Origin of the sequence: Pseudomaricurvus alkylphenolicus, from assembly GCF_011683955.1 — a bacterium.
GTDB lineage: Bacteria > Pseudomonadota > Gammaproteobacteria > Pseudomonadales > Cellvibrionaceae > Pseudomaricurvus > Pseudomaricurvus alkylphenolicus.
On record NZ_JAAQPI010000009.1, the window covers coordinates 162181 to 180057 of the forward strand.

General features: G+C 48.1%; 15 protein-coding genes. All 15 read left to right on the forward strand.

The genetic code is table 11. The annotated features are described in order from the left end of the window. Nucleotides 1-76: 76 nt before the first annotated feature. The 15 genes from lldD to HBA55_RS21815 all read left to right on the forward strand — a co-directional run bounded on the left by lldD (nucleotide 77) and on the right by HBA55_RS21815 (nucleotide 17874). Nucleotides 77-1216 carry an FMN-dependent L-lactate dehydrogenase LldD gene (lldD, locus tag HBA55_RS21745; protein ID WP_166995807.1) on the forward strand — a complete coding sequence of 380 codons (1140 nt, stop codon included), beginning with the start codon at nucleotides 77-79 and terminating at the stop codon, nucleotides 1214-1216. Between the two features lie 123 nt (nucleotides 1217-1339). After that, on the forward strand, nucleotides 1340-2071 hold the full coding sequence (locus tag HBA55_RS21750) for a phytanoyl-CoA dioxygenase family protein (protein WP_338109435.1): 732 nt from the start codon (nucleotides 1340-1342) through the stop codon (nucleotides 2069-2071). 391 nt (nucleotides 2072-2462) lie between these two features. Further along, a complete protein-coding gene (locus HBA55_RS21755) occupies nucleotides 2463-4268 on the forward strand; it encodes an acyl-CoA dehydrogenase (RefSeq protein WP_166995809.1) in 1806 nt (601 codons plus the stop codon). Further along, nucleotides 4255-5073, forward strand: coding sequence for an SDR family NAD(P)-dependent oxidoreductase (locus tag HBA55_RS21760; protein WP_240946208.1), 819 nt, complete (start codon nucleotides 4255-4257; stop codon nucleotides 5071-5073). Before HBA55_RS21755 ends, HBA55_RS21760 begins: the two co-directional genes overlap by 14 nt. A gap of 18 nt (nucleotides 5074-5091) precedes the next feature. Continuing rightward, nucleotides 5092-5865, forward strand: coding sequence for an SDR family oxidoreductase (locus HBA55_RS21765; RefSeq protein ID WP_166995810.1), 774 nt, complete (start codon nucleotides 5092-5094; stop codon nucleotides 5863-5865). Between the two features lie 50 nt (nucleotides 5866-5915). Continuing rightward, entirely contained in the window at nucleotides 5916-7700 is a 1785-nt protein-coding gene (locus HBA55_RS21770) for an acyl-CoA dehydrogenase family protein (protein ID WP_166995812.1), read from the forward strand. 121 nt (nucleotides 7701-7821) lie between these two features. Next, the gene (locus tag HBA55_RS21775; RefSeq protein ID WP_166995814.1) at nucleotides 7822-8595 is read left to right on the forward strand and encodes an acetoacetate decarboxylase family protein; all 774 of its coding nucleotides are present in this window, start codon (nucleotides 7822-7824) and stop codon (nucleotides 8593-8595) included. A 10-nt stretch (nucleotides 8596-8605) separates the two neighbouring features. Further along, a complete protein-coding gene (locus HBA55_RS21780) occupies nucleotides 8606-9376 on the forward strand; it encodes an SDR family NAD(P)-dependent oxidoreductase (RefSeq protein ID WP_166995816.1) in 771 nt (256 codons plus the stop codon). 49 nt (nucleotides 9377-9425) lie between these two features. Further along, nucleotides 9426-10451, forward strand: a complete 1026-nt coding sequence (locus HBA55_RS21785) for an MDR family NADP-dependent oxidoreductase (protein WP_166995818.1) — start codon at nucleotides 9426-9428, stop codon at nucleotides 10449-10451. Nucleotides 10452-10454: 3 nt separating this feature from the next. After that, nucleotides 10455-11309, forward strand: a complete 855-nt coding sequence (locus tag HBA55_RS21790; protein WP_166995820.1) for an EthD domain-containing protein — start codon at nucleotides 10455-10457, stop codon at nucleotides 11307-11309. Nucleotides 11310-11357: 48 nt separating this feature from the next. Beyond that, entirely contained in the window at nucleotides 11358-12119 is a 762-nt protein-coding gene (locus tag HBA55_RS21795; RefSeq protein WP_206019916.1) for an SDR family oxidoreductase, read from the forward strand. A 262-nt stretch (nucleotides 12120-12381) separates the two neighbouring features. After that, complete coding sequence (locus HBA55_RS21800) at nucleotides 12382-13326, forward strand: VOC family protein (protein ID WP_166995822.1); 945 nt, start codon at nucleotides 12382-12384, stop codon at nucleotides 13324-13326. A 29-nt stretch (nucleotides 13327-13355) separates the two neighbouring features. Beyond that, nucleotides 13356-13988 carry a TetR family transcriptional regulator gene (locus tag HBA55_RS21805; protein ID WP_166995824.1) on the forward strand — a complete coding sequence of 211 codons (633 nt, stop codon included), beginning with the start codon at nucleotides 13356-13358 and terminating at the stop codon, nucleotides 13986-13988. A 148-nt stretch (nucleotides 13989-14136) separates the two neighbouring features. Next, complete coding sequence (locus tag HBA55_RS21810) at nucleotides 14137-16311, forward strand: TonB-dependent receptor (RefSeq protein WP_166995826.1); 2175 nt, start codon at nucleotides 14137-14139, stop codon at nucleotides 16309-16311. Between the two features lie 186 nt (nucleotides 16312-16497). Continuing rightward, nucleotides 16498-17874: an aspartate aminotransferase family protein gene (locus tag HBA55_RS21815; RefSeq protein ID WP_166995828.1), complete on the forward strand. Its 1377-nt coding sequence runs from the start codon at nucleotides 16498-16500 to the stop codon at nucleotides 17872-17874. Nucleotides 17875-17877 lie beyond the last annotated feature (3 nt).

Consider the following 17877-nt stretch of genomic DNA (forward strand, 5'->3'; position numbering starts at 1 on the left):
GTTTATCAGGCAAAAAGAAAGGGGTAAATTGGCGTCAACTGAACGATAAAACCAACACTGTTGTTATCCCGAAACTATGATTATCTCTGCCCCCACTGACTACCGCCAAGCTGCCAAAGCCAAGCTGCCACCGTTCTTGTTCCACTATATTGACGGTGGTTCCTACAGCGAGCATACCCTGGATCGCAATATCCGGGATCTCTCGGAGATCGCGCTTAAACAGCGGGTCTTAAAAAACATGTCGGACCTCAGTCTCGACACCGAGATCTTTGGGGAACAGTTCTCACTTCCCATAGCTCTGTCTCCAGTGGGTTTAACCGGTATGTATGCCCGGCGTGGTGAAGTGCAGGCGGCAAAGGCGGCTGACAACAAAGGCATTCCGTTCACGCTGTCCACGGTGTCCGTTTGCCCGATTGAAGAGGTAGTCCCGACGATCCAGCGCCCCATGTGGTTTCAGCTCTATGTACTGAAAGATCGTGGATTTATGAAGAATGTGCTTGAACGGGCAAAGGCGGCTGGCGTCACCACTCTGGTGTTTACAGTAGATATGCCGGTGCCCGGTGCCCGCTATCGGGATATGCACTCGGGAATGAGCGGCCCCAATGCAGCGATTCGGCGTGTTGTTCAGGCCATGTTCAAACCCCACTGGGCATTGGATGTGGGAGTGTTTGGTAAACCCCACGACCTCGGTAATGTATCCACCTATCGCGGTGAACCGACCAAACTTGAGGACTACATTGGCTGGTTGGGGGACAACTTTGACCCCTCCATTTCGTGGCAGGATCTCGAGTGGATCCGCGATTTTTGGGATGGCCCAATGGTGATCAAGGGCATTCTGGACGAACAGGATGCCAAGGACGCGGTAAAATTCGGTGCCGATGGTATCGTTGTCTCCAATCATGGGGGGCGACAGCTTGATGGTGTGCTGTCATCCGCCAAAGCGCTTCCAGGTATTGCTAACGCCGTCAAAGGGGATCTCAAGATTTTTGTAGACTCTGGCATTCGTACCGGTCTGGATGTAGTTCGGATGCTGTCACTGGGGGCAGACTGCGCAATGCTGGGGCGCTCTTTCATCTACGCCCTGGCGGCGGAAGGTCAGCAGGGCGTCGAGAATCTGCTGGATCTTTTCGAAAAAGAAATGCGCGTCGCCATGACCCTGACGGGGGCCAAGAGTATTCACGATCTGGGGCCAGAGTCCCTGGTTGTGAATACCTGATGGAGAGCAGTTAGTCACCAGATTATTTTCCGGGCTTGACAATGCCTGTTTCAGGTCATAATGTAAACGTTTACATTTTGAGCCTTTACCCGTTGTTTTAAACCCCAATAAGAGAAAACTGCCGTGGTTGATCATAAAACATTAAGTAGCGCTGATATTGAAAAAGCGACACAACAATTTTGGAAGGATGGATTTGTGGTGGTCCCGGACTTTTTTGGTCCGGAGCTGATGGACGAATACGATGGCTTGATTCTGGACCATTATGGGATGAACCCGGATTTTGAACACAACGACGAGTTCCTGGAGGCGGCAGCAACGGAAGTGGTTCCCTGGTTTCCTCAGCGCGAGGGGATTAAGGCGTTTGACCTGGTGCAAAACTGCCCGGACCTGAATGCCTTGACAGACAGTATTCTCGGAGAGGATTGGTATGCGGATTATTGCATGGTTATGTTTTCGAAATCCGGAACCAAAGGTCAGGCCTGGCATCAGGACTGTTCGCCGGATAACAACCAACAGTTCAATCTGAATCGGTTGGTCTATACAAGTGATATTACCGATGAAATTGGCGGACAGACTTTGGTGGTTCCCGGTTCGCATCGACTTGGAGAGCTGCCCTCGAAAGCCAGCGCGAGTGACTTTCCTGAAAAGAGAATCTTGACACCAACCAAGGGTACGGTGGTGTTGCTGCATGGTCACACCTGGCACAGTGTGATGCCGGTAAGCGGCGCCTATCGTGTCTCCACCAATTACCGCAGCGCCCCCAAGGGGACGCCGGAGGGGATTACCGATATCTGTGTTTACCAGAATATGCGTTACCGGTTTTCCACCAATTCTATTGTGGAAGAGAGGGTGTAATGACCGGTTGCTATCTTTCTGGTGGCGAGTGATATCTACTTGTCATCACTGGCTAAGAACTTAGCCGCGCCACCATAAACTAGCCTCTCAATGAAAGAAATGTCAGAACTTCCAATTGGCGACCTCTGATCGCTGAAATTCTAGGAGTGCGCGACCTGACGCCACGGGACGCCGCCTCCCTTTTCCAATTTCTCTGACCAATTCGATACTCGATCAATCCGCTGTTGTCACAGGGTGTTAACGCTTTGTCATCGCGAGCAAAGTAACGACCCTATGATAGGCGTTAACATTTCCTAGCTATCAATAACGCTGGAGCGACAAGGCTGGAAAATGGTCTACATGTGTAAATCATGACTCTACGGCAAAGCACATTGAAAATCCTGAGGACACTATGAATCATAATCTACTTAATGAAAGAGATTTAGACTTTTTACTTTACGAGTTCTTGGATACAGAGTCCCTATTGGAAAGACCCCGTTATAGAGAACACTCCAGAGAGATTTTTAACGCTACTCTGGATACGGCCCATACGGTCGCAAACCGATACTTTGCCAATCACAACGCTAGGGGGGACGCCAATGAGCCAAAATTCGAAGGTGAATGCGTTCATTTGATACCAGAGACAAAAGAAGCTTGGAATGCCTTTAGCGAGGCAGGGTTTCTGGCAGCGCATTATGACTTTGATGAAGGTGGGATGCAGCTCCCCGAGGTAGTTCTGCGTGCTTCGATGGCCTATTTTAGTGCCGCCAACATCGCGACTACCGGTTATCCGTTTCTCAGCTTGGGTGCCGCGAACTTGATACATTCTTTTGCTGATGAACAACAGAAGAATAGATTCTTAACGCCAATGCAGGAAGGAAGGTTCGCCGGAACCATGGCGCTAACGGAGCCTGGTCAGGGCTCAGCTCTAGCCGACATCAAAACCACAGCAAAGCTTAGTGAAGATGGTACATACCGAATCTTCGGTCAGAAGATGTTTATATCCGGCGGTGACCAATCGATAACCGAGAACATTATTCATATGGTGCTGGCCAAGATAGAGGGCGCACCTGCCGGGTCCAAAGGGATATCACTGTTTATCTGTCCGAAGTTCAATGTTAACGAAGACGGATCGCTTGGAGAGCGCAATGATGTTGTTCTAGCCGGGTTGTTGCACAAAATGGGATACCGAAATACAACATCCACGGTTCTGAACTTTGGAGAAAGAGAGGGTGCCGTCGGATACTTAGTTGGTGAGCCTCATATGGGGCTGCGTTACATGTTTCAGATGATGAATGAAGCTCGTATTGGCGTCGGCCTGGGCGCTTCAGCGCTTGCTTATCAGGGCTTCAATTGCTCGTTGAAGTACGCACGAGACCGCCCTCAGGGAAGATTACCTTCGAACAAAAAACCCGAATCCAAACAAGTCAGCATTATTCAACACGCCGATGTCAGACGTATGCTATTGGCGCAAAAAGCTTACGCGGAGGGTGGTATTGCGATGTGCCTCTACGCCAGTTCTCTGTTTGAAGACACTAAAACCGCGGACTCAAGAAAAGTCAGGGAAGAGTCGTCGCTGCTGTTGGATTTACTGACTCCAATAGTGAAATCCTGGCCTTCGAAATATGGGTTAGCAGCCAATGAGTTGGCGATACAGATATTAGGGGGCTCAGGGTATATTCGAGAATACCCGGTTGAGCAATACTACCGCGACAACAGGCTTAATCCTATTCATGAGGGTACTGAAGCCATTCACGCGCTCGACATTCTTGGTAGAAAAGTATCAATGAAGGGAGGGTTGGCCTTCCGGCTTTTCAATCAAACTGTCGATCGAACACTTGCTGAGGCGGAGGGGTACAAGGTTTGCAAAGACTTCGCTACTGCCTTAAGGCAAAGTATAGATATTCTCAATGATGTTACGCAGGCGCTGTCCTCAAAGGTTGCCCAGGATCCTGACACTGCATTGGCAAATGCGACCGTGTATCTGGACCTGTTTGGTCGTGTGTTTGCTGCCTGGATCTGGTTGAAGCAAGCAATCTCAGCAGAAAACTCTCTAAAATCTGAGTGTATATCGAGTGACGATCAAAACTTCTATCTCGGTAAGCTGCAAGTATCACGATACTACTTCCAATGGGAACTTCCGAAAATTTATCAACAGTCGGAGCTACTGAAGAGTTTTGACTCCGCGCCATTAGAAATGCGCAATGAGTGGTTCTGACATGAAAATGAATAAGGTATCAAATAGCAAAGCAATGAACACTGAAATGTTTTCACTTAAAGGCCGTGTTGCTCTAATAACCGGTGCGTCTTCCGGTATTGGCTACACCCTGGCAAAGGGATTTTCGGCGGCTGGTGCTACTGTAGTGATCGCCGCTAGACGAATTGAGCGATTACAAGCTCTAGAGGAGGATATTCAATCAAAGGGTGGGAAAGTCGTATCCGTTAATATGGATGTGGTTGACCGAGATAGCGTCAATGCCGGATTTTCCGTAGCGCAAGATCAGGTCGGGGTCATTGATGTCATTGTAAATAATGCCGGAGTAGCAGACCCGAAAAACTTTATGAGTATTGATGAAGATTGCCGAGACTATGTTATGAATACTAATTTCAACGGAGTTTGGAATGTTGCCCAGGAAGGTGCGAGGCGGATGATCGAGTCGGATAAACCAGGCAGCATCGTCAATATTGCATCCATTCTGGCGTTGGGAGTTCAAAAGGGACAATCTGTATATTGTGCTTCAAAAGCCGCTGTTGCACAGTTAACAAAAAGTTTGGCTCTGGATCTGGCGAAACAAGACATCCGAGTTAATGCCCTGGCTCCGGGCTGGTTCAAAACCGAAATGAATCAAGATTACTTTGACTCCAAACCAGGTCTTGATTATATAGGACGGATGCCCGCAAGACGGCTGGGTAATCTGGAGGAACTGGTCGGGCCGGCCTTACTTTTGGCCAGCGCCGCAGGTGCTTTTGTGAATGGCGCTGTACTTCCTGTGGATGGTGCTATTGATGTCGTGAAAATATAGATTGCGAGTATTTCATCCATGGATATTTACAACAAAGTCATTGCGATCACCGGAGGCGCCGGTGGTTTAGGGCTGGAGATGGCAATGCATCTCTCTCAAAAAGGAGCAAATATCGCGCTCATTGATGTAAACCAGACTGGACTTAATCGCGCTCTCGGATATTGTGCTGCCATTAACCGGGATTTCGGTACCAAAACTCGCATCTATAACGCCAACGTTGCCAATGAGGAAGAGGTGATAAAAGTATTCACCAAAATAAGATCCGATTTTGGCAGCTTACACGGTCTCATCAACAATGCAGGGATCACTAGAGATGCGCTCATGGTGAAGACTAATAGTGAGTGCATTTCAACTCGTATGAGTTATGAGCAATGGAAGTCAGTTATCGATGTTAACCTTACCGGTACTTTCCTCTGTGGAAGGGAGGCTGCTACATTGATGATTGAAAGTGAAAGCAAGGGCGTTATCGTCAACATTGCGAGCATAAGTAAAGCAGGGAACATGGGGCAATCCAACTATTCTGCTTCAAAAGCTGGAGTGGAGGCACTCTGTGTAACCTGGGCAAAAGAGTTGTCACGTCATGGCATTCGGAGCGCTGCAGTCGCTCCAGGCTTTATAGAAACTGACTTGGTTGCCAACATGAAGCCGGAATTGCAAGAATCAATCACTGAGAGGATTCCACTGAAGGAAATGGGAAGGCCTCTTCACATCTCTAAAACGGTCTCCTTTATCCTTGAAAACGACTATATCTCCGGTCGAACAATAGAGGTTGACGCTGGACTGAGGTTCTAACCTTTGTTCAGAGAACACACGTCAAACAACCCAATATTCGGGAACCCACTATGTCTCTGTACATCGCACCCCTAAGAAACATCAAGTTCGCCATGAACGAAGTGCTCGACTTTCCGAGCCACTACCGCGAATTACCTACAGCGGAAGAAACTATGTCAGATTTGGTAGATGCGATATTGTCGGAAGCGGCAAAATTCTCTGAAAATGTCATTGCGCCGCTGAACACTGTAGGAGATCTTGAAGGCTGCAAATTTGATAATGGCGCTGTCACGACTCCCAAGGGTTTTAAGGAAGCATATGACAGCTTCGTCATGAATGGATGGCATAGCCTTTCTCAGGATGTTGAATATGGTGGTCAAGGTTTGCCGAGTTCACTCAATAGTATTGTGCTGGAAATGCTAGCCTCGGCAAATCAGGCCTGGGAGATGTATCCGGCGCTTACCTGGGGCGCGATAAAAACTTTGGAAGCTCATGGCAATTCGGATCTCTGTCGTCAATTTTTACCAAATTTGATCTCTGGAAAGTGGTCTGGAACCATGTGCCTAACTGAATCTCAAGCGGGTTCCGACTTGGGCCTGCTGCGCACAAAAGCGATTCCCAACGGCGACGCCAGCTATACCATTCGGGGCAGCAAGATCTTTATTTCGGCTGGCGACCATGACTTAACCGACAATATCATTCACATTGTGTTGGCACGGCTCCCTGATGCGCCCGAAGGCGTCAAGGGGATTTCCCTGTTCGCCGTACCAAAATACAAACTTAATAAGGATGCATCTCTTGGGGAGGGTAATAAAGTCCACTGTGGTTCCATTGAACACAAAATGGGCATACACGGTAATGCCACTTGTGTCATTAATTTTGATGACTCAATTGGCTATATGCTGGGAGAGCCCAATAAGGGTATGCGAGCTATGTTCACCTTTATCAATGAATCTCGATTGAGTGTAGCGCAGCAAGCCGTTGCTAATATGGAGGCTTCTTTCCAGACGGCGTCTAGTTATGCAAGAGAGCGGCTTCAGATGCGAGCGTTCCGACGAATGGACCCGGCAAGTGCGGCTGATCCCATTATTGCCCATGCAGACGTACGTCGAATGTTGCTAACCCAGAAGGCGTTTGTTGAAGGTGGACGCTTACTGAACTATTTTTGCGCGAAACAGATTGATATCGTTGAATCGCACCCGCAAAAGGCTGCTAGAGATACCGCCGACAATCTATTGGGCTTCCTGACGCCCATTGCCAAAGGATTTCTAACAGAGGTCAGCCAGGAAGCGACATCTCTGGGGATTCAGGTTCTTGGCGGACACGGATACCTGAAGGAATGGGGCCAAGAACAACGCTATAGGGATACGCGCATTACCGCCATCTACGAAGGAACTACCGGCATTCAAGGCCTGGATTTGCTCGTTCGAAAGGTATTGGCTTCAAAAAGCAAGCTGCTGGAAAGTTTTGTCTCCATTATAGATGGCTTCTGCCGCCAAAATGCCGATACCTACTACGCTATTGCTCTTGGAGATACGGTAGATCAATGGAAGGGCATTTCCAACGAGCTGTCTCTCCTTACTGAAAGAAACGAGGAAGAAGCCAATGCGGCAGCCTTTGAATACCTGATGTATTCCGGCTACTGCGTCCTAGCCTACTTTCTTGCGGAAGGTGCAGTATTGGCAGACCGGGAAATTCAATCAGGTTCTGAAGAAGAGCTGTACTATAAATCCAAGCAGACCATTGCTAAGTTCTATTTTGAACGCATTCTGCCCCGTAAAGATGCTCTGAAAATGGCGATGCTCTCGGGTTCGGCGAATTTGGCGAATCCAGACAATGTCGTATACGACGTCTAATGTCACTTGCTGCAAAGTGTTTGTCGTCTGTTGTTTAGATCGCCGGTTGATATCCGGGTAACTTAATATCCACCCAAGCCGGTATTGAATGTGACCGGCTTCCGCAAATCAGGAGATGATAATGGATTCCAATACCTCAAAATTTGGTCGTCTTACCCCTAAAAACTGGGGTGAGACTATGCCGGCCCATAGCCCCTCCTACAAAAAGGGACCATGGTTCTACCGGGATACCGAAGCTGTGATAGTAACTTACCTTACTGATGAAGAGGCAGCGCTAGACATTTTGCCTTCAGATCTAGAGCTTGTTCAGCCTGCTACTGCCTTTATGGTCATCGAATTCAACCACTTCAGCACTAGTGGTGGACCTTATGGAGAAGTGTATACGGGGATTTTGTGCCAGTACGAAGGCCAGGTGTATGGCTACACCAACGCTGTGTATGTAACAACAGAAAATGCACTGACTCTTGGACGGGAAATCTGGGGCTTTGGCAAAAAGATGGCTCATCGCATTGAGTTGATTAGGCATGGCACAGGCGAGATTGAAGCCGTCGTCGAAGTAAAGGAAGGGCAGATCGCCGCCAGAGCGCTTATAACACCGGAAACTAACCTCCCCGCGTCGGTACTGGAAGAAATACCATTGGCTGTTCTCAAAATTATACCCGGTGTAGAAGGAGAAGAACCGGATGTTGCGAAGCTCAACAGAGTTTGTTTCGGTGGGCCTCCACACAAGGGGCCGGACGGCAAAGACGAAGTCTATAGTGGCGAGGCCTCTCTGGAGGTGGATAAAGTCTCCGATGTGAATTTGCCGGTCATCCAGGTAGTGGACGCTAAATATGTCAGAATGGTTGCCGATCTACCATACGGAGAAACACTGATCGATTATAAGAACAGGTAAAAGGCCACCTATGGATACTCTTGATTTTTCAGTTTCTCTAAAGGGCAAGGTTGCTATAGTAACCGGGGCTAAAGGAGGCATCGGCAGAGCCGTTGCCTTACTACTGGCCTCGTCCGGTGCGGATGTTGTCATAACCGATATTCATGCAGCGGCTAGCCAAATAGAGACGGTTGCTGAGAAAATCAGAGATCGTGGTGTTCGGTGTGTTTCGATTACCGCTGATATTACCAGGAAAAACGATCTTGACCAACTGCTGGGCGATGTTTTGAATGAGTTCGGTTCAGTGGATCTATTAGTGAACGTCGCGGGGGTGTATCTCTCCAATCCGCTTTTGGACTTTGATGAAGAAAGATGGAATACCCTTTTTGATGTCAATCTGAAAGGCGTATTTCTGGCTTGTCAATCGGTTGCCAAGATCATGGTGCAACAAGAATCCGGTTGCATTATCAATATCTCTTCTGACAGCGCCCTGGATGTCGCCGAAGGCGACGGCCCCTATAGTGCGTCTAAATCTGGTGTGATCGCGATAACCCGCCATCTATCCAAGGAGCTTGGGAAGTTCAACGTTCGTGCCAATGCTATTGCCCCGGGCTGGGTTAAGACAGAAATGACCGAATTTGTGTGGAGAGATCCACAGTTGCTAAAGGAAGCGGAAGCACAAATCCCACTGGGCTATATCGCCGAACCTCGTGATATTGCCAATGTTGCTCTTTTTCTAGCCTCTGAGGCCTCTCGATACGTGACAGGTCAGGTAATAGTAGCTAATGGCGGTCGGGTATGATGACTCCTCTGCATAGTTCAAAAGAAGAGAATCTTCCAAGAGTTTCACTATGTTAACAAAACAAGTTCATTTATTAAGGCGACCTGAAAAAGTTTCCGTCGATGACTTCGAAGTTCGCGAAGTTGACTTGCCGGAACTCGAAAACAATCAGGTATTGATCGAAAATCTCTATATGTCCGTTGATCCCTATATGCGTCGATCCATGGAGTCTGACGGTAAGGATCTTGATCCCTGGCCATTAAACGCTCCTTTGGACGGTCCATCCATTGGCAGGGTGATCGAATCGAATAACCCGAACTATGCAATTGGAGACATAGTTGAAAGCATGTCGGGTTGGCAACAGCATTTCATCTCTGATGCGGAAGACTTTGTCCCCTACCTGTCATCGAATAATGCCATTGTAAAAAGAAATGGGGTAGAAAATATTGACCCAATGGATTATGTAGGACTACTGGGCATTGCAAGCCAAACCGCCTATTTCGCGATGATGTGTGCCACCACGCTGGTGCCTGGTGAAACAACGGTTATTTCCAGTGGCGCCGGATCAGTTGGATCGTTGGCATGTCAAATCGCCAAAATCCAAGGTGCTCGTGTGGTTACCTCCGCCGGATCAGATAGAAAAGTCGAGTGGCTGCGTGATGAGCTTGGCGTAGACTTTGCTTTTAACTATAAAACAACCCCAATTGACATTGGCTTGCGTGAAGGATGTCCAAATGGAATCGACCAGGTGTTGGAAAACGCCAGCCCTGAACATTTTTCCGCTTGCCTGCCCTTGATGAACTTCGGCAAACAGCTTCTCATTGCCGGAATGGTAGGAATTTACGACTCCGGTGGGAAAGTGAACAATATCGACAATTTCGAGCATGTTCTGGACAGCTTCCTTACGATTAAAGGGCACCTGTTTATGGACTATCTTGATGCCTACGATCAGTTTACCAAGGATATGTTGACTTGGCGTGGCGAAGGTAAACTCATTCAAAAAGTTCATGTATTTGAGGGAATCGAATCGGCTCCGGAGGCGCTGTTGGCATTGTTTAACGGTAAAGGTCGTGGAAAAATCGTTGTTAGGGTTTAAGCAATGAAAACAGTCAATCCCGGACCTTGGGTAAACCCGGAAATCGTAGAAGAAGATCCCTGGTTAACTCAGAAGGGTCCAATAAAGCTCATCGAGTTCCCGGTACGCAATCCCAAGATGTCACGCAGGGCATTTCAGTTGTACTGGCAAAAGCACCACTCACTTCATGTGATGAACATCACCTCATTCTCCCAATTTATTCGGAAATACAATAGCGCTCACGTTTACCCGGAGTCTACAGACTTGTTACCGGATGAGTTCAAGCACAATTCGGAGCGTGAAGGCGCTTCAGAGCTTTGGCTGGATAGTCTGGAGGATATTGACGCCTGGTTCCGCCAGCCGGCATACGAGGAGTTGATTCAGCCCGACGAGTTACGCTTTCTCTCTCAAGAAAAAGAAGGAGAGTTTATCCTTGCTAAGGAGGAGCCACTGTTCGTACCTGATTTGGATATGAGGGAAAGTAACAAAACCAAGGTATACCTACTTTTCAAACGAAATACCGATCAAAGCTACGATCAGTTTCACAGAACTCTAAGTGACTATGGCAAGCTTATTTTGGAGCAAGAGACCCTACGCCAACATATTATTAAGTTGGTTGTCAGCCATAGACTACGGGATCCTCTACCTGAGGGTTTTGATTCTTCAGAAATCGAAGGAATACTAGAGGTATGGTTCCAGGATTCCGAGAGGCTTAAAAACTTCTTCCAAGACGATAACTATACCGAATTCGGCGGGCGCATTGAGGTAGTGGAATTTAACGGGTCATCCGCAGAGGCAATTGTTGCTAAGGTACGCGTGGTCCATGACGAGTGCTCTTTTCAGCCCATTGAAAATCAGACTGTATCTTTTGGTTGGTAATATGAATAGTTGAATTTGTAGCGGTTGCAAAACAAATGAGAGTTAAACATGATGAGCTTTTATGACAAAGTTGCTCTGGTTACCGGGGCAGGGTCTGGTATAGGCCAAGCAACAGCCATCGCCTTTGCCAAGCGTGGTGCCAATGTCGTGGCTGCGGATGTCGATACGGATGGTCTGAAAATGACTAAGTCCATCGCTCAGGAGTATGACGGAAGTATCTCCTCTGTACGGGTAGACGCTGCGAACTCAGCTTCCGTTGAAGAAATGATATCCACAGCGACTTCACAGTTTGGTCGCTTGGATTATGCCTGTAATATTGCAGGAATTACGGGAACAGAGTGTGGTTTTACCGATTGTACCGAGGAAAATTGGGACAAAGTCATCAATGTTAATTTGAAGGGCGTCTGGTTATGCATGAAGTATCAGCTTCGTCAAATGCTAAAACAAGGGCACGGCTCAATTGTGAATATGTCCTCGGTTGCGGGTTTGGTGGGAATGAATGACAGACTAGCGCCTTATGGGCCCAGCAAATTCGGAGTTGTGGGCCTGACAAAATCGGCAGCGCTTGAGTTCGCCAGGCAGAACATAAGAATCAACGCAGTATGTCCAGGGGAAATAATGACTCCGATGCAGGAGGCATATATAAAAAACTCTCCTGAGTTAGAAACCAAGGCCATTGATTCAGAACCTATAGGGAGATTCGGGATTCCGGATGAAGTTGCCGAGGCAGTGCTGTGGTTATGTTCTGATGCGGCGTCTTTTGTCACTGGACATGCGATGGCCATCGATGGGGGATATGTTGCTCAGTAGCCATTCTCAGTTATTTCCCGCGTTTGTCAACGGGTACCATCCGGTGCCCGGATCTCCTCGTTCGTTCTGAGCTTCTTATCACATTCTGACCTATCATTTTCCTTCTTTATTTCTATCCATAATGAGTGGGCTTCCTGTCTATGTGTCGGATTGGCACCTGTTGTTTAGCGGTTGTCGTCCCAGGTACATTAATAGGACAAGCATACGGTTATTGTAATGGTTCGAGCTAAAGCAACCTTGCGTATCTGATAGGAGACAATGAATGACAGCGACTACACTAAACACGCCACTTAGACTGGACCATTTAGCCATATGGGTTTCCGATATGGAGCAGTCACTCAGTTTTCTGTGCGATGTGGTGGGTTTTCAGCGACATCCCATGGTTGTAGAGGTAAGTGAAGATGATCCAACCTGCGGTGGCATGAAGGCGATGTTTGCTGATGGCAATGGCCTGTGGCTTGAACTCATCCTGCCCACGGCACCGGGCCCGGGGTTGGAGATCCTGGAACAGGTTGGAGATGGCGCCATTGTTGAGGTTAACTTTGAGGCGGTGGACGAGGACTATCGTGCCCTCATTGATGATATGACGTCGAAAGGTATCCAAATGTTGGGAATGGATGGTTCAATTCTCAAGGATTATGGCCGTATTGATGAGGGGGTTGCGGGGAATAAAGAGTCTAAGGAGTCAGGCCAATATATCGCCTACTGGCCGACAGAATTGACTGGAGGGACAACCGTTGAGGTCTACGAAAAACTGCGCAATGATGCAACAAATTTGCTGAATATGCGGGAAAGGGAATGGATGCATAATGTCCCTGATGTGAATGCGCCCTGCATTGATCACTTGTCGATTGTTGTCGAAAACCTGGAGCACGCCTCAAGTTTTTACACGGATATTATGGGGCTTTCTTGTACAAATGGCAGCGGGAATTCCGACGAGATGAAGGTGGCCTGGATTGACGCCAATGGGGTATGGATACAATTATGTCAACCAGTAAAACCAGGGCCCCTTATGGAACTAATGAAGGAAAAGGGGAGTGGATATCCAATGAAAATCGTTGCGTCAGTCAATGATTTCGAAACCTATTGTTCTGATATTAACTCAAGGGGCATCGATCTGATTACCCTAGGTTCTGATTCCGTGCGTTTTCCACCGGAAGTGAGTCGCGGTATGGAAATAGAGGTTGTCAAGAAAGTAGTGAGATAGGGTTTTCTATAGACGTAAGGAGAAAACCGGTGACAGAGCCCCGCATTAGCACGATGAGTTCTGGGAGATCGAAAGTTGCAACGCGAACTCGTGGGCAGCAGCGCCGCGCCGAAATAATTGAAGCTGCGACAGCCATCCTTCTGGAAAAAGGTCACAGCGGTTTAGTGCTGAGGGACGTAGCCGCGAGGGTAGGAATTCGCATTGGAAATCTTCACTACTACTTCCAAAATAAGCAGGAGTTATTAATCGCGATTTTCAGCCATCAAAGCTCTGCCTATGTTCAGGGTGTGAAGGATGCGGTGTCTCTGGTAAAAGGCAGAGAGTCTGGGTTATTGGCGATATTTGACGCCGGACTTTCGGTTATTAAGCGGCCTGAGGCGAAACTGTGGAAAATTCTTATAGCCCGGGCCCAATACGATCCTGAAGCCCGAGCGCTATTTCTCCAAGAGAATCAAATTTATCACCAAATCACAGTGGAAGCACTGCTAAACATTGATTCATCAATCTCTGAAACAAGAGCACTGGCGATTGCACATTTTGTCTGGACATTGCTTGATGGGATATCGCTTCAGATCGGGCTCATTTCCGAGACATCGGAGGAATTCATTTCAGTTGAAGAAGAGGCTCGTCAAACCGTCAAAAACCTGTTGCGAGCCGACTGATTGTCACAGAGAGTTAAGGGTTTGTCGTTTCCGGTACAGTGAAGAGGATCATAAGTTCATATATTACGATTGAAAGATTCGAAATAGCGGGTATTCCACTATTTCACGGTCCCAAAAAAACATAATGAATGCTACTGGAGAGCAATTGATGTTTACCACAAGACGAGAATCAGAATACCGTAAGGGCCTGAGCTACCTGATGAGTGCCAGTCTGTCAACCGTTACTCTGCTGGGCGCGATATCAGCTCACTCTTCGGTGCTCGAGGAAATTGTAGTTACCGCACAAAAGCGTGAACAAAGCCTGCAAGATGTTGGTGTCGCAGTCACGGCCTTTTCAGGCGACCAGTTGGACAAGCTTGGACTCGACAGCGCCATTGATCTTGTAGCACAAACACCAGGGTTGGAGGTTTCAGGCGCTGGCGGCGGTACCATCAATTCGTTCAGTGTACGGGGGGTCGCCCAGAATGATTTTGCAGCCTCACAAGAGTCACCCGTCGCGGTCTACATTGATGAAGGCTACATCAGCCTCAATAGTATTACCAACTTCAGCCTGTTTGATATCGATCGGGTTGAGGTGCTCAGAGGCCCTCAGGGAACGCTGTTTGGGCGCAACGCGACAGGTGGTCTTCTGCATTACATTACACAAAGACCGTCGCAGGAGTTTAATGGATATGTAGACGTTGAGCTTGGTGAGTCCGGCCGCAAACGTATTGAGGCAGCTGTTGGTGGAGCCGTCACAGATGTCGTATCCGGTCGTTTGTCAGCGGTATTAAATAAAAATGATGGGCTGATCAAGAACGATATAGGGCCCAACCTGATGACAGCGGATGATTATTCAGTTCGCGCACAAGTGATGATTGAGCCAACCGATGACCTCAATATCCTAATCAAGGCACAATATGCAGATGAAGACAGTGTCAGGGGAGGCTACGCCCACCAAGTGGCATCTGAGGGAGACTTCGTCTCCGATCCCGCGGCGACTGATTTCTTTGGTTACAAGGATGCCGATGGTAATCCTTATACTCAGTCGAATGATTTCGCGGGCTATAAACTCGCAGAAATGTCTGAACTGGCGCTTCATGTCAACTGGGCGCTGGGCGACTACGAGCTGACATCCATCACTGACTACCAGGATATTGACGATGCCTATGGTGAAGACGCAGATGCCTCGCCGGCCGATGTCTACAACTATGAACAGGAGAATGCCGTCAAACAGTTGTCCCAGGAATTTCGGTTGAGCTGGGAGGGTGAGGCATCACGAAGTGTTGTTGGATTTTTCTACCTCAATATTGACGGAGAATACATGACCCGGCAAACGGGTGATGCCTTTTTTGGCACGGGTGTCGGGTATCCACAAGGTACTGCCGAAGTAGCCGGCGCTGACCAGGAAACAACCACCTATGCACTGTTCGGTCAGACAGAAATTGATCTGACTGAAGCCCTGGCTTTAACACTTGGGGCGCGTGTTAACAAAGATAAGAAGGATTTTGACTATCAATCCACAGATATTTACTTTCTGCAGGGTGGTTCATTTGTACACCGGGATTCGTTTACAGACACGGACTGGTCCGGGAAGATACAGCTTGACTACAGGCCTACTGGAGACTGGCTGCTCTATGCTGGCATAAATCGCGGTATTAAGTCAGGAGGGTTCAATCTTCCTTTGTACCCGATTGCCTCTGAAGACTTTGAATTCGGCGGTGAAGTTCTTAATTCGTACGAGATTGGTCTAAAGGGAACTCTTACGGAAACAACCCGCTTGAATGCATCAGTCTATTACTATGATTATGAAGATTATCAGGCTTACTCCTTTGATGGCTTCGCGACCTTCTTGTTTAATGCCAGTGCGGAAACAACCGGCGCGGAAATTGAACTGATTTCCAACCCCGTGCAGGGATTGGATCTGCTCCTTGGTATTGCATGGCTCGATTCAGAGGTAACCGATGTGCCGCTCTCCATTTCTGCTACCGGGACAGAAGACGCGGTGTTAGCCCCCGAATTTTCAGTCAATGGTCTAATTCGTTATTCCTGGGACCTGTCATTCGGTACGGTGGCAGTGCAGCTGGATGCCAACTGGAAGGATGATCACAACTTCAACCTTTCGTTCTCTCCCGTTATTCAAGAAGAAGCGTATGGAGTGGCGAACGCGAAAATCAGTTTCTACAGCAGCGATGATACTTGGTCGGGGTCTCTGTTTGTCAAGAACCTGACCGACAGACAATATCGTTCCTATGCATTTGACTCCACCGGTTTTTTTAACTCTATAGAGAATGTTCCTGGTACTGAACGATGGATAGGAGCAAATCTCAAGTATCAGTGGTAGTGGATAAGTACTGTCAGTGATTGCTTTGGGCCAGGGTATCATAGGGGATTCCTGGCCTTTTTTTGTCTGAGACATCTGCCTCATCGGTTGTCATTACAGGCTAATAGCTTGTCACTCCAAGATAAGAACCCAATCAATAAAACAACGAAGATAAGTAACAGTCGAATAAGAAGTCGAGGAAATATTATGGAGAACGCATATCCGGGGCAAATCAATGCTAAGCGTTCCGCAGCGCTGCGTGATCATATCTATGCAGATTACAAAGTAAGAACGGTGCAATCGGGGCAGATGTTCGAGAAAGCCAAATCTGTTCTCCCTGGTGGCGTGTCTGGAAACCTGAGGTTTTTCCCGCCGTATCCTCTTTATATGACAAGTGGCCGGGGCAGCCAGGTAACGGATATTGATGGAAACCGCTATATCGACTGTTTTAGCGCCAATGGCCCACTACTACTCGGTCATAGTCATCCGGCGTTAATGAAAGCGCTAGACAATGGACACGACTACGGGTTGTTGCCACTGAATCCACCGGTGATGATCGAGTGTGCCGAGCTTGTAAAGGAAATAGTTCCCTGTGCTGAACGGGTACGTTTTTTAAACACGGGAACGGAAGCGGTGATGACCGCTGTGCGCTATGCCAGAGCTTACACCGGAAAGCAAAAAATCCTAAAGTTTCACGGTCACTATCACGGACAGCAAGATCAATTCCTGTTCGGAATGGGCGCCGATCGAGCACTATTTTCAGCCGGCGTTCCTGATGATTCAATCACCAGTACACTTGTATGCCCCTACAACGATATTGAATCGGTCAGGCAATCACTTGAGACCGACGGTAATATTGCGGCCGTGATACTTGATCCAGCCATGCATGCCGGTGGGCTCTGGGGTAGCCAAAGAGACTTCCTGGTTGAACTGAGAGAAACAACCCAACAGAAAGGTGTGCTTCTGATCTTTGACGAAGTGATTACGGGCTGCCGACTGGCACTGGGAGGAGCTCAGGAATACTTTAGGGTGGTTCCTGATCTGGTTACCATGGCAAAAGCATTGGGTGCTGGGGAAAAGCTTGCCGTCGTAGCGGGATCGGAAGCGGTAATGAGTGTGGTAGATCCTTTAGCATCGAAAGGCACCCCCCGAGTCTTTCAGTCGGGAACGGTAAATGACGGCTCCGTCGCATTGAGCGTTGCTTGCGCTGCCTTAAGGGAATATCAAAAACTTTCCTCTGCTGGCGAATATGAGCGCCTGGAGATGAGGGCGGAGAAATTGCAGGCCGGAATTATGTCAGCCTTCGATGCCCATGGCATTAACTGTCAGGTCAACGGCATCAGTTCCATGCTGCAACTCTATATTGCGCCAGAACCAGTCACATTCGATAGTAGCCAGAAGTTGGACATGAGCTTTGTACAGCTTTTTTATCTGGCTTTAATCAACGAAGGCGTATTGTTGTCAGTACCGACTTCGAATCATATTTATCTGTCTTTTGCTCATTCCGACAATGATGTAGACAAGATACTGGACGCCGTGCAAGTCGTTTTGAATCGCTATGACTTTGCCGGTTCGATTTTGTAGAAT